The organism is Streptomyces daqingensis, from assembly GCF_014645895.1.
GTDB lineage: Bacteria > Actinomycetota > Actinomycetes > Streptomycetales > Streptomycetaceae > Streptomyces > Streptomyces daqingensis.
On sequence record NZ_BMMP01000004.1, the window covers coordinates 180,761 to 202,389 of the forward strand.

At 72.4% G+C, this 21,629-nt stretch carries 19 protein-coding genes and 1 riboswitch; of the genes, 9 read left to right on the forward strand and 10 right to left on the reverse strand.

Going from position 1 to position 21,629, the window contains the following annotated elements:
- Positions 1 to 109: 109 nt before the first annotated feature.
- Positions 110 to 391 carry a DUF4031 domain-containing protein gene (locus IEY56_RS07875; RefSeq protein WP_189036379.1) on the reverse strand — a complete coding sequence of 94 codons (282 nt, stop codon included), beginning with the start codon at positions 389 to 391 and terminating at the stop codon, positions 110 to 112.
- A 151-nt stretch (positions 392 to 542) separates the two neighbouring features.
- Positions 543 to 899 (reverse strand): DUF8819 family protein, encoded by a 357-nt coding sequence (locus tag IEY56_RS07880; RefSeq protein WP_189036380.1) that lies wholly within the window; start codon positions 897 to 899, stop codon positions 543 to 545.
- A gap of 113 nt (positions 900 to 1,012) precedes the next feature.
- On the opposite strand from IEY56_RS07880, the gene IEY56_RS07885 reads away from it, so the two are divergent.
- The 3 genes from IEY56_RS07885 (at position 1,013) to IEY56_RS07895 (ending at position 5,053) form a co-directional block, all read left to right on the forward strand.
- On the forward strand, positions 1,013 to 2,023 hold the full coding sequence (locus IEY56_RS07885; RefSeq protein WP_189036381.1) for a MurR/RpiR family transcriptional regulator: 1,011 nt from the start codon (positions 1,013 to 1,015) through the stop codon (positions 2,021 to 2,023).
- Positions 2,024 to 2,252: 229 nt separating this feature from the next.
- The gene (gene murQ, locus IEY56_RS07890) at positions 2,253 to 3,260 is read left to right on the forward strand and encodes an N-acetylmuramic acid 6-phosphate etherase (protein ID WP_189036382.1); all 1,008 of its coding nucleotides are present in this window, start codon (positions 2,253 to 2,255) and stop codon (positions 3,258 to 3,260) included.
- A 143-nt stretch (positions 3,261 to 3,403) separates the two neighbouring features.
- A complete protein-coding gene (locus IEY56_RS07895; RefSeq protein ID WP_189036383.1) occupies positions 3,404 to 5,053 on the forward strand; it encodes a PTS transporter subunit EIIC in 1,650 nt (549 codons plus the stop codon).
- Positions 5,054 to 5,242: 189 nt separating this feature from the next.
- Here the strand turns inward: IEY56_RS07895 and IEY56_RS07900 are convergent, their stop codons facing one another.
- Positions 5,243 to 5,854, reverse strand: coding sequence for a hypothetical protein (locus tag IEY56_RS07900; protein WP_189036384.1), 612 nt, complete (start codon positions 5,852 to 5,854; stop codon positions 5,243 to 5,245).
- Positions 5,851 to 6,498, reverse strand: coding sequence for a hypothetical protein (locus IEY56_RS07905; protein WP_189036385.1), 648 nt, complete (start codon positions 6,496 to 6,498; stop codon positions 5,851 to 5,853). The genes IEY56_RS07900 and IEY56_RS07905 overlap by 4 nt, the downstream gene beginning before the upstream one ends.
- 200 nt (positions 6,499 to 6,698) lie before the next feature.
- Here IEY56_RS07905 and IEY56_RS07910 point away from each other — a divergent pair, with 200 nt between their 5' ends.
- Complete coding sequence (locus tag IEY56_RS07910; RefSeq protein ID WP_189036386.1) at positions 6,699 to 7,979, forward strand: MFS transporter; 1,281 nt, start codon at positions 6,699 to 6,701, stop codon at positions 7,977 to 7,979.
- A gap of 31 nt (positions 7,980 to 8,010) precedes the next feature.
- On the opposite strand, the gene IEY56_RS07915 is transcribed toward IEY56_RS07910, so the two are convergent.
- Positions 8,011 to 8,775: an SDR family NAD(P)-dependent oxidoreductase gene (locus IEY56_RS07915; RefSeq protein ID WP_189036387.1), complete on the reverse strand. Its 765-nt coding sequence runs from the start codon at positions 8,773 to 8,775 to the stop codon at positions 8,011 to 8,013.
- A 7-nt stretch (positions 8,776 to 8,782) separates the two neighbouring features.
- Positions 8,783 to 10,198, reverse strand: a complete 1,416-nt coding sequence (locus tag IEY56_RS07920; protein ID WP_189036388.1) for an MFS transporter — start codon at positions 10,196 to 10,198, stop codon at positions 8,783 to 8,785.
- Positions 10,199 to 10,438: 240 nt separating this feature from the next.
- On the opposite strand from IEY56_RS07920, the gene IEY56_RS07925 reads away from it, so the two are divergent.
- From IEY56_RS07925 to secD, 3 genes are all read left to right on the forward strand, one after another.
- Positions 10,439 to 11,236: an IclR family transcriptional regulator gene (locus IEY56_RS07925; RefSeq protein ID WP_189036389.1), complete on the forward strand. Its 798-nt coding sequence runs from the start codon at positions 10,439 to 10,441 to the stop codon at positions 11,234 to 11,236.
- 146 nt (positions 11,237 to 11,382) lie between these two features.
- Entirely contained in the window at positions 11,383 to 11,766 is a 384-nt protein-coding gene (locus IEY56_RS07930) for a hypothetical protein (protein WP_189036390.1), read from the forward strand.
- Positions 11,767 to 11,963: 197 nt separating this feature from the next.
- Positions 11,964 to 14,354, forward strand: coding sequence for a protein translocase subunit SecD (secD, locus tag IEY56_RS07935; RefSeq protein ID WP_189036391.1), 2,391 nt, complete (start codon positions 11,964 to 11,966; stop codon positions 14,352 to 14,354).
- A gap of 93 nt (positions 14,355 to 14,447) precedes the next feature.
- Here the strand turns inward: secD and groL are convergent, their stop codons facing one another.
- From groL to thrC, 4 genes are all read right to left on the reverse strand, one after another.
- Complete coding sequence (gene groL, locus IEY56_RS07940) at positions 14,448 to 16,076, reverse strand: chaperonin GroEL (protein ID WP_189036392.1); 1,629 nt, start codon at positions 16,074 to 16,076, stop codon at positions 14,448 to 14,450.
- Between the two features lie 358 nt (positions 16,077 to 16,434).
- Positions 16,435 to 16,638 (reverse strand): cold-shock protein, encoded by a 204-nt coding sequence (locus IEY56_RS07945; protein ID WP_028429801.1) that lies wholly within the window; start codon positions 16,636 to 16,638, stop codon positions 16,435 to 16,437.
- Between the two features lie 474 nt (positions 16,639 to 17,112).
- Entirely contained in the window at positions 17,113 to 17,391 is a 279-nt protein-coding gene (locus IEY56_RS07950) for a MoaD/ThiS family protein (RefSeq protein ID WP_045861931.1), read from the reverse strand.
- Positions 17,388 to 18,692, reverse strand: a complete 1,305-nt coding sequence (gene thrC / locus IEY56_RS07955; protein ID WP_189036393.1) for a threonine synthase — start codon at positions 18,690 to 18,692, stop codon at positions 17,388 to 17,390. The genes IEY56_RS07950 and thrC overlap by 4 nt, the downstream gene beginning before the upstream one ends.
- 19 nt (positions 18,693 to 18,711) lie before the next feature.
- Positions 18,712 to 18,871, reverse strand: a riboswitch (SAM riboswitch).
- A 164-nt stretch (positions 18,872 to 19,035) separates the two neighbouring features.
- Here thrC and IEY56_RS07960 point away from each other — a divergent pair.
- Positions 19,036 to 20,007 (forward strand): glucosyl-3-phosphoglycerate synthase, encoded by a 972-nt coding sequence (locus tag IEY56_RS07960; RefSeq protein WP_189036394.1) that lies wholly within the window; start codon positions 19,036 to 19,038, stop codon positions 20,005 to 20,007.
- 76 nt (positions 20,008 to 20,083) lie between these two features.
- The gene (locus tag IEY56_RS07965) at positions 20,084 to 21,589 is read left to right on the forward strand and encodes an alpha,alpha-trehalose-phosphate synthase (UDP-forming) (protein ID WP_189036395.1); all 1,506 of its coding nucleotides are present in this window, start codon (positions 20,084 to 20,086) and stop codon (positions 21,587 to 21,589) included.
- Positions 21,590 to 21,629: the final 40 nt, after the last annotated feature.

A 21,629-nucleotide genomic window follows, 5' to 3' on the forward strand; every position in this document is an offset into this window, starting at 1 on the left:
ATCTGTCATCTGTCATCTGTCATCCGCCATCCGCCATCCGCCATCCGCCATCCGCCATCCGCCGACTGTCATCCGGCGAACGTCAGCCGGTGACCTCAGGCGGTGAACCTCAGCCGGTGGGCGGCACCGGTCCCCGTCGGCGCGGCCTGCGCAGTCCGGCACCGGTGAGGCGCCGCAGCAGTTCCTTGCAGCCCACCTCGACCGCCCCCGCACCGACAGCGGCCTGGTAGAGGGTGCTCGGCACGTCGTAGTGGTCGCGGTCGAAGGCCCCGCGCGGGCAGCCGATCGCGGCTGCGAACGCGTGCAGCTCCTCGTAGGAGGAGTCGCTGACGAGGTGCGACCACATGCGTCCCCTCCTCGGCCAGTCGGGCGGATCGATGTAGACGGTCATCGGCGTCGCGTCCCGGCAGAGCAGGCGTGCACCCCGGAGCGGCAAGCGTGCGTCCCCACGCCCGCGACGCCGCCGCGGGCGTCATCGCCGCAGGTCAGGCCATACATCCATCGCCGTGCGGGTCCTCGCCGCGCCGTCCGGAGGCGGCGGCTCAGAGCCACTTGTTCAGCGCCCCGACGCGCGCCACCGAGGTCGTCGTCTTGCTGCACACCCAGTGCGGGTCCTCACCCAGCGCGGGCTCGATGTCCAGCGCGTGCGGGTCGGAGCCGAGGCACACGGGGCACAGCGGCCACCGCCCGTACCGTTCGAGCAGGGCGTCCTGCACGTCCTGGGCGATCAGCCCGTTCACGAAGGCGACGCCCTCGGGCCACTGCTCGACCCACCACCGGCGGTGGGAGACGGCTTCCTCGACGAGCGAGACCACGTCGGCGTCCGCGACCTTGCCGGCCTCCAGGTCGGCGAGCACGAGGGCACGTGCGGCGTGAAGTGTCTGCTCCAGCTGGTCCATGCCTCCATTGCACCAAAAGGGCGACGGCACCCGCCCCGGAGCGGCGCGAAGATCCCGGTCGATATGGCCTGAAAGCCTTGACGCACCCTCCGTGGTGAAAATATCTTCCGGCGATGACGACCTACCTGAAGGAAAGTTTCGCCAGAAACAACCGGGCCCAGGGAAGACCCCAAGGCGGCGGCCCTGCCCCCGGCTCCGGCGCCTCGCCCGGCCCGCCTCCCGCAGCACCGCGGCCCGCTCCCGGCCCGCCCGCCCCGGGCGCGCTCGCCGCCAAGGTGCGCACCATGGCCCCCTCGATGACGCGCTCGATGCAGCGCGTCGCGGAGACCGTCGCCGGAGACCCCGCCGGCTGCGCCCAGTTGACCGTCACGGGTCTCGCCGAGCGCACCGGTACGAGCGAGGCCACGGTCGTACGCACTTCCCGGCTCCTCGGCTTCCCGGGCTACCGCGACCTGCGCCTGGCCCTCGCCGGGCTCGCGGCGCAGCAGGAGTCCGGCGCCGCACCCGCGGTCACCGCCGACATCGCGGTGGACGACCCGATCTCCGACGTCGTGGCCAAGCTCGCGCTCGACGAGCAGCAGACGCTGGCCGACACCGCCGCCGGCCTGGACACCGTCCAGCTGGAGGCCGCCGTGACCGCCCTCGCCGCGGCCCGCCGCGTCGACGTGTACGGGGTCGGGGCGTCCGGCCTGGTCAGCAAGGACCTCGCGCAGAAGCTGCTGCGGATCGGGCACGTCGCCAACGCGGAGGCCGACCCCCATCTGGCCGTCACCACCGCGGTGCAGCTGCAGGCCGGGGACGTCGCGGTCGCGATCACCCACTCGGGGCGGACGGTCGACGTCATCGAACCGCTGCGGGTCGCCTTCGACCGCGGCGCCACCACCATCGCGATCACGGGACGCTCGGACGGTGAGATCGCCCAGTACGCCGACCACGTGCTGGCCACCTCCACCGCCCGCGAGAGCGAGCTGCGCCCCGCGGCCATGTCCAGCCGCACGAGCCAGCTCCTCGTCGTGGACTGCCTGTTCATCGGGGTGGCGCAGCGCACGTACGAGAGCACGGCCCCCGCGCTCTCCGCCTCCTACGAGGCACTCGCACACCGGCATTCGCCCCGTCCACGCTGACCGCGCGAGGAGCTGCCCTACGCCACCGGCGTGACGCCCGTCCCGGTCGGAACCGGTTCCCGGCCCGGGCCGCGGGGGAAGGGTCAAGCGCCTGTCGCCGCACCCGCACCCCGCACCCCGCACCCGCGAGGCAGCTCCGCTCAGCACCCGTACAGACCACACGCAGCACACGCACCGACTGCAACCCTCCCAGCCGCAACCGCGCCTGCCAGAGAGAGCCGTTCCCTCCATGACCTCTACCGCCGACACACCGCCGTCCTGCAACGACGACGCCCCCCGCCCGGCCCGGGGCGGCACGGGCGGCGCCGACTACCGCGAACTGCGCGCCCAGCTGGAGACGCTGACCACGGAGGCGTTCCGCAGCGAGCTTTCCGAGATCGACCGGCTGCCCACGCTGGAGATCGCCCGGATCATGTCGGGCGAGGACTCCACCGTCCCCGCCGCCGTCGCCGACCAGCTGCCGCGGATCGCCGCGGCCATCGACGGCATCGCGGAGCGCATGGCCCGTGGGGGCCGTCTGATCTACGCGGGCGCGGGCACCGCCGGACGCCTCGGGGTGCTCGACGCCAGCGAGTGCCCGCCGACCTTCAACACCGACCCCGCCGACGTCGTCGGCCTCATCGCGGGCGGCCCGGCCGCGGTGAGCACCTCCGTGGAGGGCGCGGAGGACAGCAAGGAGCTGGCCGCCGCCGACCTCGACGGGCTCCAGCTGACGGCGGACGACACCGTCGTGGGTATCTCGGCCTCGGGCCGCACCCCGTACGCCGTCGGCGCCGTCGAGTACGCGCGCAACACCCACGGCTCGTTCACGGTCGGCCTCTCCTGCAACGCGAACTCGCCGCTCGGCGCCGCCGCCGCGCAGCGCATCGAGGTCGTCGTCGGTCCGGAGCTGCTCACGGGCTCCACACGGCTCAAGGCGGGAACGGCGCAGAAGCTCGTCCTGAACATGCTCTCGACCATCACCATGATCCGTCTGGGCAAGACGTTCGGAAACCTGATGGTCGACGTCCGCGCCTCGAACGAGAAGCTGAGGGCCCGTTCGCGCCGCATCGTCTCCCTCGCGACGGGCGCCGACGACGAGACGATCGAGGCCGCTCTCACCCAAGCGGACGACGAGGTGAAAAACGCGATCCTGATCATTCTGGCCGGGGTCGACGGCCGTACCGCCGCCAAGTTGCTCGCCGACGCCGACGGGCACCTGCGCGCTGCGATCCGCACGGCCACGGGTGAGGGCTGACAGTGGTGCCAAGCGGCTGACGGAGACCGCGACCGGCGCCGGGGGGCGCCGGACGGCCGGCGCAGTCCCGGCGAGGTCCCGGCCGGCACGCCCGACCGCACCACGTTCCGGGCCCCCCGGACCGCCAGAGAGCGACCGCACCCATGAGCACAGACCAGAACCGCCAGATCGCTGAGGCTCTGCTCCCCCTCGTGGGGGGCGCGCAGAACGTCTTCTCCATCAACCACTGCATGACCCGGCTGAGACTCGGCCTGCACGACCGTTCGCTGGTGCAGGACGCCGCGCTGCGCGCGCTGCCGGCGGTCTTGGGCCTGGTCGAGGACGACGAGGCGTTCCAGATCGTGCTCGGCCCGGGCAAGGTCGCCCGGGTCACCCCCGAGTTCAGGACCCTCGTCGAACGGGATCCGCACCCCGCCGCCGCGTCCGCGCCGGACGGAGGCGACGCCGCCGGGACCGACGCTCCCCCCGTACCGGCGGGCCACGCCACCGCCGAGGAGCTGGCGGAGCGGGGCGAGGCGATCCGCGCCGCGCGCAGGCACAGGAACGCCACCCCGGTGAAGCTGATGCTGCGCCGCGTGGCCAACATCTTCGTCCCCCTCATCCCGGCCCTCATCGGCTGCGGCATCGTCGCCGGCATCAACGGGCTGCTGACGAACCTCGTCAGCAGCGGCAGCGCGCAGTGGGCGTCCGGCGTCGTCCCGGCGCTGACGGCGATCTCGACCGGCTTCATGTCGCTGATCGCGGTGTTCGTCGGCATCAACACCGCGGCGGAGTTCGGCGGTACGCCCGTACTGGGCGGTGCGGCGGCGGCGGTCATCGTCTTCGCCGGCGTCTCCGACGTCTCGGCGTTCGGCGAGAAGCTCGCCCCCGGCCAGGGCGGCGTGCTGGGCGCCCTCTTCGCCGCCCTGCTCGCGGTGCACGTGGAGCGGTGGTGCCGCCGCCGGGTGCCGGAAGCGGTGGACGTGCTGGTCACTCCCACCGTCACGGTGCTCGTGGCCGGTCTGGTCACCCTCTTCGGGCTGATGTACGTGTGCGGGCTGGTCTCCACCGGGATCGGGGAGGCCGCCAACTGGCTGCTCCTGCGCGGCGGGGCGGTCGCGGGGTTCGTCCTCGGCGGCCTCTTCCTCCCGCTCGTGATGCTCGGCCTGCACCAGGCGCTCATCCCCATCCACACCACCCTGATCGAGCAGGACGGGTTCACGGTGCTGCTGCCGGTCCTCGCCATGGCCGGCGCCGGCCAGGTCGGGGCGGCGCTCGCCGTCTACCTCCGGCTGCGCCGCAACACCTCGATCCGCAAGACCATCAGGTCGGCTCTGCCCGCGGGGCTCATGGGCGTCGGCGAACCGCTGATCTACGGCGTCTCGCTCCCCCTCGGGCGGCCCTTCGTCACCGCCTGCGTGGGCGGGGCCGTCGGAGGCGGCGTGGTCGGGCTCTTCCACCAGATCGGGACGTCCGTCGGCTCCACCGCGATCGGGCCCTCCGGCTGGGCGCTCTTCCCCCTCCTCAAGGGCAACCAGGGGCTGGGCGCCATCGCCGCGGTGTACGGGCTGGGCATGGCGACGGGTTACGTGGCGGGCTTCGTCGCGACGTACTTCTTCGGCTTCAGCAAGCAGATGCTGGCGGAGCTCGACGTCGCACCGGAGTCGGCCCGCCCGGCGGGCCGGGTCGTGGCGGGCGGGGTGCCCGCGGCGGCGGAGCCCGGTGCGCCGGCCCGCGGCGGCGGGATGCCGGACGGGGCCGACGAGGAGGACGGCGACGGCCAAGGGGGCCCGAGACGCCCGGTCGGTGTCTGAGCGGAATCCGGCCGGAGTCCCGGGCGGGCTGCGGCCGGAGTCCCGGGCGGAGCCCGGCAGGGCGCGACGGCACCTGGCCCGGTCCGCCCGAGCGGTTTCCGGGCCCGGACACGGACCGGCCCGGAGGGAACGGGATGTCCCCTCCGGGCCGGTCCGCGCTTGCGGTCCTCCGGCGGCCGCGACCGCCGGTCAGAGCTTCAGCAGGCGCTCCGTCGCCTCCTTGTACTCCCGGAGGGCCAGCCGGAGTTCCTCCGTGCCGGCGTCCGCGCCGCCGGAACCGGCGGCGGTGCGCTGCTCGTCCCGCTGCAGCCGCTGCTGCAGCGCGCGGCGCCGGTGGGCCAGTGCCTCGGTGAGGTGGCGGGCAGCCTCGTCGAAGACGTGGTCCGCCTCCTCGACGGCCTTCCGCGGACCGTCGACGAACCCGCTCACGGCGTGGTGGAGACGGGCCGTGAGACGGTCCCGCTCGTCCAGCCCGAGCAGCGGGCCTGCTGCGTCGCCGGTGCTGCGGAGGGCCGCGGTCCGGTGATCCTGAGCCTGGTCGGTCCGCGGGTCCGCGGCCGGCGGTACGAGCCCGTGGCCCGGTCCGGAACCGGCGGCGGCCGCGGGATCGGCGGGCGCGCCCGGCGGGACGGGCGGCGGGGCCGCCGTGTCGGCCGACGCCGGACTCCGGGTCGAGCCCGGGTCGGCGGCCGGGCCGCCTGCCGGCTGCCCCGGCGTCTCCGCCGGAGGGGCGACGGGCGGTGCCGGAGCGGCCGGGGGCGTCCCGGCGCCGGTGTGCCTGCCGGATTCGTAGGTCGTCACAGCGCCTCACGTCCCTTCGCGTTGCCGCGCGGCGAGAGCAACGGCCGCCGCGCGTGGCCGTCGTGGGTCAGCGGACGGTGGGTGCGGTCGCGGCCCGTACGGCCGAAGTGCTTCCCGGCGCCCGCGGTGCGGCCCGTCGGTTCGGCCGCGAGCGCGTCGAAGAACGCACGGGCCTGGAGCATGGCCTCACGCATCTCCTCGGTGCCGCTCAGACCGGCCGCGGCGGCGTGCACGCGCCGGTAGCCCTCGACGTGGTGCGCGTGGTGGACGGAGAGCGCGTCGACATGTTCGTCGGGACGCTCCGGCCCCGGGAACCCGCGGGCCTGGGCCAGTCCGGCCAGCAGGCGTTCGGCCTCGGCCAGCGCCTCCTGCGGCGACTCGACGAAACGCTCCTGCGCCGCCGCCCACCGCGTCACGTACTGCTCCCGCACGTGCGGGGGGAGCGGGTGCGCCTCGATGGTCCCGTACCGGCGCACACGCTCGGAGAGTTCGTGGTCGGCGGCCCTGGAGTCGCCGCTGTGCCGGGCGAGCACCCGGTCGTATTCGGGTCCGAAGCGCCGCCTGAGGCTCGCGCCGCGGTTCCCCCCGCCCCTCTTGGCGAGGCGGGCGTAGGCCGTACCGGCGATGACAGCCGCAACGGCCACGATCAGAACAATGATCACAATTGTGGACACGGTGACCTACCCCGAGCTTTCTGCGCTTAGCGGATAGTTGACCTCCGGGTAGCCCGTACGGGGGAGGCACAAACCCCGCGTGCGGGAGAAGCGTTGAGAACGCCCCCGCACAGCACGGGCCGCTGCGCGGCCTGTTCACGTAGCGCGGCAGGTGTGCCGATCATGAAGCCATGCATGCACCCGGCGAGGAACACCGCGCACGCGAAGGGCGTCCGACGGCCCCGTACTCGGTCGCGTTCTGGCTGGTGGCCGCGGCGTTCGGGGTGACGATGCTCGGCACCACCCTGCCCACCCCGCTGTACGTCGTCTACCAGCGCGAACTGCGCTTCTCGACCCTTGTGATCACGCTGATCTACGCGGCGTACGCGGTGGGCGTGCTCGCGGCGCTGTTCCTCTTCGGGCGCCTGTCGGACGAAATCGGCCGCCGCCGCGCCCTGTTGCCGGGGCTGGCGGCCTCCGTGCTCAGCGCGGTGGTCTTCCTCGTCGCGTACGACGACCTCGAACTGCTCTTCGTGGGACGGGTGCTGTCCGGGATCTTCACGGGTACGGCCACGGCCGCCCTCGTCGATCTGGCCGGGCGGCACGGCACGGGGCGGGCCAGTCTCGTCGCGACCGTCGTCAACATGGGCGGGCTCGGCAGCGGTCCGCTGCTGGCCGGACTGCTCGCCCAGTTCGCCCCGGACCCGCTGCGCCTGCCGTACGCCGTCGACCTGGGCCTGCTGATCGCCGTCACAGCGGGGGTGTGGTTCATGCCGGAACCCGTGCGGCTCGGCGGGAGTCCGGGTCAGGGCTCCGGCCAGGGTGCGGATGCCGGTCCGGGTTCCCGTTCCGGCCGCCGGCGCCCGAGGGTCATGAGGCCGAGCGTTCCGCCGCAGGTGCGCGGCGTCTTCGTGCGGGCCGCCATCGCCGGGTTCGCGGGTTTCTCGGTGCTCGGGCTGTTCACGGCCGTCGCCCCGTCGTTCCTCGGGTCGGTGCTGGACATGCCCAGTCTGGCGCTCTCCGGCGGCGTGGTCTTCTCGGTCTTCGCCGCCTCGACAGCGGGTCAGATCCTCCTCGTCCCGCGCTTCGGAGAGGCGTCGCTGGCCGCCGGATGCGCGGGGCTCGTCCTGGGGATGTCCCTGCTGACGGCGGCGCTCGCCGTCGAGTCCTTCGAACTCCTCGTCATCGCGGGCCTGGTGGCGGGGCTCGGGCAGGGCATGAGCTTCCGCGCCGGACTCACCGCCGTGAACGCCGCCGCACCCGCCTCCCGGCGGGCCGCCGTGGCCTCGACGTTCTTCATCGTCATCTACGTGGCGCTGTCGCTGCCCGTGGTGGGGGTCGGCATCGCGACGGACCTCGCCGGGCTGCGCGCCGCGGGTATCGGCTTCAGCGTGGCCGTCGCGGTACTGGCCGGGTCGGTGCTGGCCGCCCTGCTGCGGCACAGGAACGACGCGCGGCGCCCGGGCGGCTGAACTCGCCCGGAGAACTCCCCCGGCTGCGCGTTCAGTACCGGACGTGCTTGCCGCCGTCCACGACGACCGTCTCGCCCGTCACCATGTCCATCCCCAGCAGCCCGGTCACCGCCTGCGCCACGTGCTCCGGTTCGGCGGTCCTGCGCAGCGGCACGTGCTCCCGCTCGGCCAGGGCGCGCTCAGCGAACCCCTCCTCCCCGTGCAGGCCCGTCTGCCATCGGGTCGCGACGGTGCCCGGAGCGACGGCGTTGACGCGCACCTCCGGGGCGAGAGCGCTCGCGAGGTTCCGGGTGAGCTGCAGCATGGCGGCCTTGCTCACGCCGTACGCGATGGACGAACCGCCCGCACGATAGGCGGAGATGGAGGAGACGTTGACCACCGCACCGGCCGCCTCGCGGAGAGCGGGCGCGAAGGCGCGGGTGGTGCGGAAGGCGCCGACGACGTTGACGTCCAGCAACTCGTGCCAGATCTCGTCGCTCAGCCCGTCGAGGTCGGTCTCCGCCACGGCGCGGGTGGTGCCCGCGTTGTTGACCAGCACGTCCACCTGCCCGTAGCGCTCCAGCACGCTGCCCGCGAAGGACCGTACGGCCGCGTCGTCGGACACGTCGGCCCGTACGGTCATGGCCTCGCACCCGTGGCCCGCCGCGAGGCGGACGAGCTCCTCCGCCGCCCCGGCCGACCGCGTCCAGCTCGCCGCGACCGCGCGCACCCCCGCCTCGGCGAGGGCCACCGCGGTCGCCCGTCCGATGCCGGTGCAGCCCCCGGTGACGACGGCGACCTTCCCGCGGAGTTCCATCGCCGCCTCACCCCTCTCCGTGGCCGGGGTCCGCGCCCTTGGAGAGCTCAGGCCCGTCACGCCGGGACTGACCGGCGCCCGGCCCCGCCGGAGCGTGCTCGGCGAGACCGACGTCCGTCTCGCGGGACTCCCTGGAGTACAGGAACGCCACGAGCGAGACCACAGCGGTACCCGCCATGAACAGGGCGACGAGCCACGGGTCGCCGTCCGCGTATCCGAGCAGCGCCGCGGCGATGAACGGCGAGAACCCGGCGAGCGCGGCACCGATCTCCCGCGATGCCGCGAAGCCGGTGTAGCGCACGCGGGCCCCGAACAGCTCGGCGTAGAAGGCGGGCTGGACCGCGATCATCGGCGCCAGTCCGAGCGACGTGGCCAGGATCATCGCGAGCCAGATGACGGCCGGCACACCCGTGTCCAGCAGCAGGAAGAACGGATACGCGAACAGCCCGGTGAAGATCACGCTGAAGAGGTTGAGCGGCCTGCGTCCGATCCGGTCCGAGAGGGCTCCGTACACCGGCTGCAGGGCGATCACGACCAGCCCGAACGAGATCACCCCGGTCAGCGCCACCCACTTGGGCTGCTCGACCTGGACCGTCAGGTACGACACGGAGAACGTCGCGTAGATGTAGACGACGGACGTGTCGCAGATGTGCGCGCCGATGCCCACGAGGAAGCTGCGCGGGTAGCGCTTCAGCGCCTCGCGCACCGGCAGCTTCACCACGTCCCGCTCCGCCTTCATGCGCTGGAAGACCGGCGACTCGGCCACCCGCAGCCGCAGGTAGAGCGAGACGGCGATCAGCACGAAGCTGAACAGGAACGGCAGCCGCCAGCCCCACGACTGCTGGCTCGCCTGCGGCATCAGCCCCACCAGCAGGAAGACCACCATGCCCAGGACGAGCCCGATCTGGACGCCCATCTGCGCGAACGAGGCGTAGAACCCGCGCCGTTCGGCGGGCGCGTGCTCCGCGAGCAGCGTGGAGGCGCCGCCGAACTCGGCCCCGGCGCCCAGTCCCTGGCACACCCGCATGAGCGTCAGCAGCACCGGCGCCGCGACGCCGATCGACTCGTACGTCGGCAGCAGGCCGATCACGCCGGTGGACAGGCCCATCACGAGCGTCGTCAGAACGAGCGTGGACCGCCTGCCGATGCGGTCGCCCAGCGCCCCGAAGAAGAAGCCGCCGACGGGGCGGAAGACGAAGCCGACGCCGAAGGTCGCCAGTCCGATGAGCGTCCCCATGGCCGGGTCGTCCTGGACGAAGAAGAGGTCGTTGAAGACGAGGACCACGGCCGTGCCGTAGATGAAGAAGTCGTACCACTCGAGCGCGGTGCCGACGACGGACGCGGTCACCACGCGCCGCAGCTCGCCGCCGGTTCCCGCGCCGCGCCCCTCTGGGACGTCCGCGCGGCTGGCTGTACTGGACATCGGCGTCTCCTCACGTCTCGCCGCAGCTCAATATTCCGCGTGAAGGAATTCCGTTCCGGAAATACTGGGAGGATGCCGAGATGCTGCCACAGGCCTCCGTGCCTGGGAACCCACCGCGCAGAGGAAGACCCGGCGCGCCGCCGCCCTCGCCCGGAAGACCCTGAACCCCCGCCCGCGCACGCCCCGAGCCCCCGCTCCGCACGCCCTGGACCCCTCTGCCGCCGCCCGTAGACTGGGGCGATGGCCAGTGAGGCGCGCCGTACCGCGGCAGACAAGACACTCGACGTGCTGGAGGCGCTGGCCCGGCACCGCAGCATCGCCGAGATCTCCGAAGTCACCTCGCTGCCCAAGCCGACGGTCCACCGCATCCTGCAGACCCTCGTCCAGCGCGGCTTCGCCCGGTACCTGGGACGCGGCAGCTACACAGGCGGCCCCCGCATCCTCACCCTCGTCGGCAGCCACCAGCGCGAGGTCGACCTCCCCAACCAGGTGCTGCCCACCCTGGAGGAGCTCCGCGAAGAGACGGACTGGACGGTCCACTTCGCGCTGCTCACCGGGGACGAAGCGGTCTACGCGGCGAAGCTGGAGGCCGACAGGCCCTACCGGCTGGCCTCCCGCGTCGGCATGAGCCTCGCCCTGCACTCCACGTCCGTCGGGAAGTCCGTCCTGGCCGCCCTGCCGGAAGAGTCGGTGCTCGCGCTGCTGAAGCGCACCGGTATGCCCGCGCGTACGGAGCGCACGCACACCGACCCCGCCCGGCTCCTGGAGGAACTGGCCGCGGTACGCCGCCGCGGGTACGCCGAGGACCACGAGGAGAACGAGGCCGGCGTCATCGCCGTGGGCGCCCCGGTCTTCGACCACTCGGGCACGGCCGTCGGCGGCATGAGCGCCGCCACCCTCGGCAGCTTCTCGGACGAGGGCGCCCTCGCCGGATGCGGGCAGGCCGTGGCCGCCGCCGCCCGGCGCTTCTCGCTGACGCTCGGCGCCCCCGCACACCGAAGCGGCCTGACGCCCGGACAGCCCGACGGCCCGTCCTGAGCACCACGGCCGCGGGCCGCCCCGTCACCACTCCCCCGCCGGTGGCGCACCGACCGATCCCGCACCGCCGGACCGCGCCTGTGGCATGGTGGGCAGACCGCGCCACCGATCCAGCGCGGGCACGGCCGGACCGGTGAGGAGAGCGCATGGTGATCAGCCGCACGGCGTCGCCCGCGCCCCGGTCCGTCCGCCTGGCCGGCATCCTCTTCGCCGTGGTCTTGGCCGTACTCGGCGGCACCTCGCCCGTCGCGGCGGCCCCGCACCAGCCGGCCCAGGCTGCGGGAGCGCACGCGATCAGCGCCGCGCCCGGACCCGACGCGGCGGACGACGCGCCCCACGTGCGGGTGGCGCGTTCCGCTCCGCCCCTGCTCGCCGGCCAGCCCGACACTCCGCTGCTGCCCGAGGCAGCGCGGGAGAACCCGGCCTGGGACGGCTCCGTCCTCCCGGGACCGCCCTCCGTCTCGGCCGCGCACCTCGCGCACCAATCGCCGCGCTACGGGCGCGCGCCCCCTTCCCCGGCAGGCATCTGACACCCGGCGTCCGCACGCGCTGACGCGGTGGACCGGCGCCCCGCGCCCGGTACTCCCGCGTCCGCCCCGACGCGGCGCCGGCATCACCCGGCGGCCCCTCCGCTCGCGCCGAGGGCGCCCCGGTCCCAAGCCGACCAGCACCGGTGCCCGTCCCGGACGGCTGCCGCCGGTGTGCCTGTGCAGGAGGAAGAACACCCATGACTCGCGCCAACAGGGTGCGGGCGGTGATCGCGCTTGCCGTCATGGCTCTGGCCGCGGTACTCGCCGTCACGAAACAGCCCCGCCTGGGCATCGATCTGCGCGGCGGTACGCAGATCGTCCTCGAAGCCCGCGACTCCGCCGGATCGAAGGCCACGTCCCGGACGACGGACGACGCCATGGAGGTGCTGCGCCAGCGCGTCGACGCGCTGGGCGTCGCCGAACCGACCGTCGTCCGCTCTGGCGAGACCCGCATCATCGTCGAACTGCCGGGACTCCAGGACCCGCGTGAAGCCGCCGAAGTACTCGGCCGCACGGCCCAGCTGACCTTCCACCCCGTCAAGGGCACCCCGCCCAAGGGCACCGGCGAGAAGCCCTCCCGGGCGGGCGAGGGCGGCGTGCTGCCCGACGAGTCCGGGCGGCGCGTGCAGGTCGGCGACGCCGCGATGACCGGGAAGGAGGTGAAAGCCGCCGAGGCGGCCATCGACTCCCAGCGGGGTTCCGGCTGGTTCATCGACCTGGGCTTCCGGTCGAAGGGCAAGGACACCTGGGCCGACCTGACCGGCAAGGCCGCCTGCGCCCCGCCCGGCGATCCGCAGCGGCGCGTCGCGATCGTGCTGGACGAGAAGGTCATCTCGTCGCCGCAGATCGACCCGTCCGTCCAGTGCGACCAGGGCATCAAGGGCGGCAACACCCAGATCACGGGCGACTTCAGCGAGGCGAGCGCCAAGGAACTCGCCACGCTGATCGAGGGCGGCGCCCTCCCCGTACCCGTCGAGGTCATCGAGCAGCGCACCGTCGGCCCGACGCTCGGCGAGGACGCCATCGAGGCGAGCGCGGGGGCCGCCGTGATCGGCGTGCTGCTCACCTCGGCGTTCATCGTCACCGTCTACCGGCTGCTCGGCCTCCTCACCGCGGTCGGCCTGCTCTGCTACGGGCTGATCTCGTACGCGGCGCTGCTGGCGTTCGGAGCGACGCTCACCCTTCCCGGCCTCGCGGGCTTCGTCCTCGCGATCGGCATGGCCGTCGACGCGAACGTCCTCGTCTTCGAGCGCGCCCGCGAGGAGTACGCGTCCGCGCCGCCCCGGCGCAGAAGCCTGCGGACCGCCACGCTGAAGGGCTTCCGCGGCGCCTTCGGCGCGGTCGTCGACTCCAACGTCACGACGCTGCTCGCGGCACTGCTGCTGTTCACCCTCGCCTCCGGGCCGGTGCGCGGCTTCGGGGTGACGCTGTCCATCGGCGTGCTGGCCTCGATGATCAGCGCCCTGGTCGTCACGCGCGTACTGGCGGACACCGTGGTCGCCCGACGCGCCGTCCGCGCCCGCCCGAAGCTGACGGGCCTGGCCTCGCTGGGCCGCGTACGCACCAAGCTCACCGAGCGTGCCCCCGACTGGATGCGGCACGGGCGGCGCTGGCTTGCCTTCTCGTCCCTCGCGGTGCTGGCCGCCGTCGCCGGGATCGTGCTGCGCGGGCTGGACTTCGGCGTCGAGTTCACCGGAGGGCGGCTGGTGGAGTACACGACGTCCTCGGCCGTCGCCCCCGAGCAGGCCCGCGCCGCGCTCGCGGACGCCGGCATTCCGGACGCGCTCGTGCAGAGCTCGGGCGGCGAGGAGATCTCCGTACGCTCGGAGCACCTGACCAACGAGCAGGAGGCGACGGTACGTTCGACGCTCGCCGAGCTCGGCGGCGAGGCCGACAAGGTGCGCGACGAGCTGTTCGGGCCGAGCCTCGGCGACGAGCTGCGCCAGAACGCCCTGATCGCCCTGGCCGTGGCCCTCTCGGCGCAGCTGGCCTACCTGGCGTTCCGCTTCCGCTGGACGTTCTCGGCCGCCTCGGTCCTCGCCCTCGCCCACGACGCCGTCATCCTCGTCGGGGCGTTCGCCTGGCTGGGCAAGCCGGTGGACGGGGTCTTCCTCGCGGCGCTGCTCACCGTGATCGGCTACTCGGTCAACGACTCGGTCGTCATCTTCGACCGGGTCCGCAGCGAGGGAGGCACCCCGCGCGGGACGGCGTTCCGCGACATCGTCAACCGGGCTGTCGTACGGACGGTGCCGCGCACCCTCAACACCGGTATGGGGGCGCTGTTCATCGTCGCCGCCCTCGCCGCGCTGGGAGGCGACTCGCTCAACGACTTCGCCGTGGCCCTGCTCATCGGCATCGTGGTCGGCTCGTACTCGTCGATGTTCGTCGGGGCGCCGCTCGCCGTCGAGTTCGAGAGGCGCCGGGACTCCGGGAAGCCCCGCCGCGGCTCGGGCGGCGGCCGGAACGGGAGCGCGAAGCGGTCCAAGGACGGCGGTGGCGCGGACAGTCGGCCGCCGGAGCAGTTGCCGCGTGAACCGCGCAAGCGGCCGCGGGGACGGCGCCCGGGCGACAACGGCGCCCGCGTCTGACACGCCGAGGGCGGCATCCCGGTGCTCCGGGATGCCGCCCTCGGTTCTCGACCTGCCCGGCTGGTGCGGGCGGGACCGCTGACCGCTGCGCGATCAGAAGTCCATGCCACCGCCCATGCCACCGGTCGGGTCGGCCGCACCCGCGGCCGCCTTCTCCGGCTTGTCGGCGATGACGGCTTCCGTCGTCAGGAAGAGCGCCGCGATGGAGGCGGCGTTCTGCAGCGCGGAGCGCGTGACCTTGGCCGGGTCGTTGATGCCCTCGGCCAGCATGTCGACGTACTCGCCGGTCGCGGCGTTCAGGCCGTGACCCTTCTTCAGGTTCCGCACCTTCTCCGTCACGACGCCGCCCTCGAGGCCGGCGTTGACGGCGATCTGCTTGAGCGGAGCCTCCAGCGCGTACTTGACGGCCTGCGCACCGGTCGCCTCGTCGCCCTCGAGGTCCAGCTTCTCGAAGACGCTGGAAGCCTGGAGCAGAGCCACGCCACCACCGGCGACGATGCCCTCCTCGACGGCTGCCTTGGCGTTGCGCACCGCGTCCTCGATGCGGTGCTTGCGCTCCTTGAGCTCCACCTCGGTGGCGGCACCGGCCTTGATGACGGCGACGCCGCCGGCCAGCTTGGCCAGACGCTCCTGGAGCTTCTCGCGGTCGTAGTCCGAGTCGGAGTTGTCGATCTCCGCGCGGATCTGCGCGACGCGGCCGGCGACCTGCTCGCTGTCACCCGCGCCGTCGACGATGGTCGTCTCGTCCTTGGTGATGACGACCTTGCGGGCGCGGCCCAGCAGGTCCAGCCCGGCGTTCTCCAGCTTGAGGCCGACCTCTTCGGAGATGACCGTGCCGCCGGTGAGGATGGCGATGTCGCCCAGCATGGCCTTGCGGCGGTCGCCGAAGCCCGGGGCCTTCACGGCCACGGACTTGAAGGTGCCGCGGATCTTGTTGACGACCAGCGTGGACAGGGCCTCGCCCTCGACGTCCTCGGCGATGATCAGCAGCGGCTTGCCGGACTGCATGACCTTCTCCAGCAGCGGCAGCAGGTCCTTCACGCTGCCGATCTTGGAGTTGACGATGAGGATGTAGGGGTCCTCGAGCTCCGCCTCCATGCGCTCCATGTCGGTGGCGAAGTACGCGGAGATGTAGCCCTTGTCGAAGCGCATGCCCTCGGTGAGCTCCAGCTCGAGCCCGAAGGTCTGCGACTCCTCGACGGTGATGACGCCTTCCTTGCCGACCTTGTCCATCGCCTCGGCGATGAGCTCGCCGATCTGGGGGTCGCCGGCGGAGATGGAGGCGGTGGAGGCGATCTGCTCCTTGGTCTCCACGTCCTTTGCCTGCTCCAGCAGGGCGGCGGAGACGGCCTCGGTGGCGCGCTCGATGCCGCGCTTCAGGGCCATCGGGTTGGCGCCCGCGGCGACGTTGCGCAGACCTTCCTTGACGAGCGCCTGGGCCAGGACGGTCGCGGTCGTCGTGCCGTCACCGGCGACGTCGTCCGTCTTCTTCGCGACCTCCTTGACCAGCTCGGCGCCGATCTTCTCGTAGGAGTCCTCGAGCTCGATCTCCTTGGCGATGGAGACACCGTCGTTGGTGATCGTGGGGGCGCCCCACTTCTTCTCCAGCACGACGTTCCGGCCCTTGGGGCCGAGCGTGACCTTGACGGCGTCGGCGAGCTGGTTCATCCCGCGCTCGAGGCCGCGCCGCGCCTCCTCGTCGAACGCGATGATCTTGGCCATGTGAAGTGGTCCCTCCCGGACTGGGGATCCCCCTGCACAACCAGGGGACGGGTCTATCCGGACCGCGCTGGTGCCCGCGACGGACGGCACGCTCACCGTGTGGTTCCTTGCTCCACGCGGCGGACGAGCCTCACCGACCCGGTCCTTGTCTGTCACTCTCACTCGTAGAGTGCTAACGCAATGATTAGCACTCGACCCCTGCGAGTGCAAGCGCCCTCAGGACATCACGCCGGACGCCGGGGGACGCCGGCCGGCCCCTCCGGAAGCCGTGCCGCAGCGCCGTGGACACGCGTAGAGGGGCCGCATCCCGAAACCGGGATGCGGCCCCTCCAGCAACTCTGCGCAGTGTGGCCGGCGCTCAGGCCGTCACGCGGACCATGTCAGCCTGCGGCCCCTTCTGCCCCTGCGAGATCTCGAACTCGACCCGCTGTCCTTCGTCCAGGGTGCGGTAGCCGTCCATCTGGATCGCGCTGTAGTGCACGAACACGTCCGCACCACCGTCGACCGCGATGAAGCCGTATCCCTTCTCCGCGTTGAACCACTTGACGGTGCCCTGAGCCATGCCCAACTCCCCTATTACTGGCCCTTGCACGAGCCCGCACTTCACGAACCCGGGTCAGACCTCGCCCCCGGCTGGCCCCTCCCCCACGGCGGGAGCACGGGACACACGAGCCAGGACGCGTCGACCGCGGCTGAATGTATCTGCACGGACGCCCTCTGCAACAGGTCATGAAGACGAGAAATCTAGGCAGGGGCCGAGCGGTCGAATGCCCTCAACTCCCGGGAAACCAGGGCAAGAAGGGCCAGGCATAGTGCGCCAACACGACAATTGCCGCCCCGATTTCGCGCACAACTTGTCGCGTTCTCATATGCGTCCGGCACGTGCCGGATCACTTGCGGGGCGGGGATTCCTCGCACTCTATCGCGGCCCGAGACGCGGAATCGCCCCCTCCGCTTCGGACTTGTCCTGGAAGGGGGCGATTCGCCGGTGCGGGTCGACGGAAGCGGCAAAGGGCCTTCACCGAGCCCTCACGACTCAGCAGCCGCCCGCCACCGCCGGGATGATCGAAACGCCCGCGCCGTCGGGCGTCGGGGTCTCGAGGCCCTGCTCGAACCGGACGTCGTCGTCGTTCACGTACACGTTGACGAAACGGCGCAGCTTGCCCGAGTCGTCCAGCACGCGGGGGCCGATGCCTGTGTGGTTCTTCTCCAGGTCGGCCAGCACCTCCGAGAGCGTCGAGCCCTCGGCGCTCACCTCCGCCTGACCGCCGGTGTAGGTACGCAGGATGGTCGGAATACGGACGTTGACGCTCATGATGCGAGACCAGCCTCTCGGAAGGAGTCCAGGTTGGGGCGGATGACCGCGGACGGCCCCGTCGTGGGAGCCACCGCGTCCAGTGTCTTCAGTCCGTCGCCCGTGTTGAGAACGACGGTGGTGAGGGACGGGTCGAGCCGGCCCTCCTCGATGAGCTTCCTCGTGACGCCGACGGTCACACCGCCCGCCGTCTCGGCGAAGACGCCCTCGGTCCGCGCCAGCAGCTTGATGGCGTCGACGATCTGCGCGTCGGTGACGTCCTCCACGGCGCCCCCCGTCCTGCGGGCGATGTCCAGCACGTAGGGGCCGTCCGCCGGATTGCCGATGGCCAGCGACTTGGCGATCGTATCCGGGCGGACGGGACGCACGACGTCGTGCCCGTCCTTGAAGGCGCGGGAGACCGGCGAGCATCCCTCGGCCTGCGCGCCGAAGATCTTGTACGGCTTGTCCTCGACGAGCCCCAGGGCGACGAGCTCCTTCAGACCCTTGTCGATCTTGGTGAGCTGCGAGCCGGAGGCGATGGGCACGACGAGCTGGTCGGGAAGCTCCCAGCCGAGCTGCTCGCAGATCTCGTAGGCGAGGGTCTTGGAGCCCTCCGCGTAGTACGGGCGGAGGTTGACGTTGACGAAGCCCCAGCCCTCGCCGATCGGATCGCCGATGAGCTCCGAGCAGAAACGGTTCACGTCGTCGTAGGTGCCCTCGATGCCGACGAGGTCGCCGCCGTAGACCGCGGCCATGACGACCTTGCCCTGCTCCAGGTCGTGCGGGATGAACACGCACGAGCGCAGTCCCGCGCGGGCCGCCGCCGCACCGACCGCTCCCGCGAGGTTGCCCGTCGAGGAGCAGGAGAGGGTGGTGAAGCCGAAGGCGCGCGCGGCCTCCACGGCGATGGCGACGACGCGGTCCTTGAAGGAGTGCGTCGGGTTGCCGGAGTCGTCCTTGATGTGGAGGGAGCCGGTCACGCCGAGCTCGCGGGCGAGCCGGTCGGCCTTGACGAGCTTGGTGAAGCCGGGGTTGATGTTCGGCTTCGACGCGACGTCCGCCGGAACGGGCAGCAGCGGAGCGTAGCGCCAGATGTTGTCGGGCCCGGCCTCGATCCGCTCACGGAGCCGGGCGGGGTCGCCGCCGGGGAAGTCGTATGCGATCTCCAGCGGCCCGAAACACGCCGCGCAGGCGAAGAGCGGGCCGAGCGGCAGTCGCTCCCCACATTCGCGGCAGCTGAGCGCGGCGGCGGGACCGAGCTGGACGCCCGCGTCGCCGGGAAGGGGGGTGGACTGCTCGGAAGCAGCTTGAACAGCCATGATTCGGCGAGGCCCTTTCTCCTCATCTTCCCCGTGACGTATCTCGCCACGAGACGGAATTGGCACCTTCCCGAGCCGGGAGCCTCGCACTGGACATCAGCTGTGACGCTGGACGCGAGACCGGCCGGAGGGTTGCCGGGGCTTCAACGGGCCGTTCCCTCTGCCCCTCTGGATGAGCGGTATGAAGTTGTGGACGCCTTGGCGGCGGCCTGTGCGGTCAGCGGCGGGAGCCGGGCGGGACCCGGCATGCGGACGCCGTCCGCGTTGTTCAAGACTGTAGCCGACGGACCCGGCCGTTGAGACAGCCGTCCGAACCGCGAGATGGATCACAGGGAGTGCGTGCGTGCTGGAGGAAGTCGAGGAGTGGCTGAGGCATCGCTCCTGGTCGTGCGGCGAACGCCCGCCGGCGGCGCTGGCGGCTGCGAAGCACGCTTCGGGCAGCCGCGTGAGCGTGGTCCTGCCGGCACTCGACGAGGAGCGGACCGTCGGGGAGATCGTCTCGGTGATCCGCAGTGAGCTGATGGCGCCGGCGCTGCCCGTCCCCCTCGTGGACGAGCTGGTGGTGATGGACTCGGGTTCGTCCGACCGCACCGCGCGGGTGGCCGAGGACGCGGGCGCGACGGTCGTGCACCGCGACGACGTGCTGCCGCGGCTGCCGGCGCTGCCCGGCAAGGGCGAGGTGCTGTGGCGTTCGCTGCTGGTGACGAGCGGCGACGTCGTCTGCTTCGTCGACGCCGACCTGCGGGACTTCTCCGCCCGCTTCGTCTCCGGCATCGTCGGACCGCTGCTCACCGAACCGCGGCTCCAGCTCGTCAAGGCGATGTACGACCGGCCGCTGGGCGGCGACCCCTCGGGCGGCGGCCGGGTGACGGAGCTCGTCGCCCGCCCGCTGCTGAACCTCCACTGGCCACGGCTGGCGGGTTTCGTCCAGCCCCTCGGCGGCGAGTACGCGGCACGGCGCACCCTGCTGGAGGAGCTGCCCTTCCCCGTCGGTTACGGCGTGGAACTGGGGCTGCTCGTCGACGCGTTGCACGCCGCCGGGCTCGACGCGCTCGGCCAGGTCGACGTCGGCGTGCGCCACCACAGGCATCAGGACGGGCAGGCGCTGGGACGGATGGCCGCGGCGATCCACCACACGGCGCAGGTGCGGCTGGCCCGCGGCAGCCGGCCTGCCCACCCGACGCTCACGCAGTTCGAACGGGTCGGCGACGGCACAGGGTTCGGGGGCTTCGCGCCGCGCAGCCACGCCGTGGACACCGTGGAGCGTCCGCCGATGCGTGAGATCCCGGAGTACGCGGCCCGGCGTGCGGCGTAGTGGCGCGGCGGAGGGCGGGCGCCACGCGCGGCGCATGTCACGTTTGCGTGGATCTGGACGGGGCTAAGCTCCGGCCATGGCTGCCGACAGCTCCGCCCAGCAGGGAAACGCCCAGGCCCGCGTCCTCGTCGCCTCCAACCGCGGGCCCGTCTCGTACGCGAAGGCCGAGGACGGCTCACTGTCCGTCAAGCGGGGCGGCGGAGGGCTCGTCTCGGGGCTGTCCGCGATCAGCGCGGAGAGCACGGGAGGCGACGGGGGCGGAGCGGTCTGGGTGTGCGCCGCCCTGGGCGACGGCGACCGCGAGGCGGCGCGCCGCTTCGCGGGCAGGCTGGACCCCGCTGACACCGGCGGACAGTCCGTGCGCATGCTGGAGATCCCGGCCGGCGACTTCGCCGACGCCTACAACGGGGTCGCCAACTCGGTGCTCTGGTTCGTGAACCACCTGCTGTACCAGACGCCCCTCGAACCGTCCTTCGACACGGAGTTCGAGCGGCAGTGGGGGGCGTACGAGCGCTACAACCGCGCCTTCGCCGACGCGCTCGCGGCGGAGGCCGCCGAGAACGCCACGGTGATGGTGCAGGACTACCACCTCACGCTCGTCCCCGGCCTGCTGCGCCGCCTCCGGCCGGACCTGCGCATCGGGCACTTCTCGCACACCCCCTGGGCACCGCCGGACTACTACCGGATGCTGCCCGACGCCGTCGGCGCCGAAGTGCTGCGCGGCATCCTCGGGGCGGACCGCGCCGCGTTCCTCACCCGGCGCTGGGCGGGAGCCTTCGCCGACTGCTGCGAGCGGCTGCTCGGCGCGGACGTCCGCACGGACGAGCCCACCGGCGAACTCCTCGTCACGCTGGAAGGCCGCACGACCCGGCTCGGAGTGCACGGCCTCGGCGCGGACGCCGAATTCCTGCGGGAGCGCGCCAACCGCGAAGACGTCTACGACCGGATCGCGTCGCTGCGCGAGGAGATCGGCACCGGACCGGACGGGGAGGCGCGGCGGGCGCTCGTACGCGTCGACCGCACCGAGCTGTCCAAGAACATCGTGCGCGGACTGCACGCCTACCGCCGCCTCCTCGACGACCACCCCGAGTGGCGCGAACGCGTCGTGCACCTCGCGCTGGCCTACCCGTCCCGGCAGGACCTTGCCGTCTACCGCGACTACATGGACGAGGTGTCCCGCGTCGCCGACGAGATCAACTCGGCCTACGGAACGGACAGCTGGACGCCCGTCGTGCTGTTCCTCAAGGACGACTTCGCGCGTTCCCTCGCCGCCTACCGGCTCGCCGACGTGGCGCTGGTCAACCCGATCCGGGACGGCATGAACCTCGTGGCGAAGGAGGTGCCCGTCGTCTCCGACGAGGGCTGCGCGCTCGTGCTCTCGCGGGAGGCGGGAGCGTACGAGGAGATGGGCGGGGACGCCCTGGTGGTCAATCCGTACGACATCGCGGACACCGCACGCGCCCTGCACGAGGGCCTCACGATGGAGCCCTCCGAGCGCACGGAGCGCACCCGGCGGCTCGCCTCGGCGGCCACGGCGCTGCCGCCCGACCGCTGGTTCCTCGACCAACTGCACGCGCTCTAGGGGCTGTCTGACAAATGGCGCCGTTCGCCCGGAGGGCGGG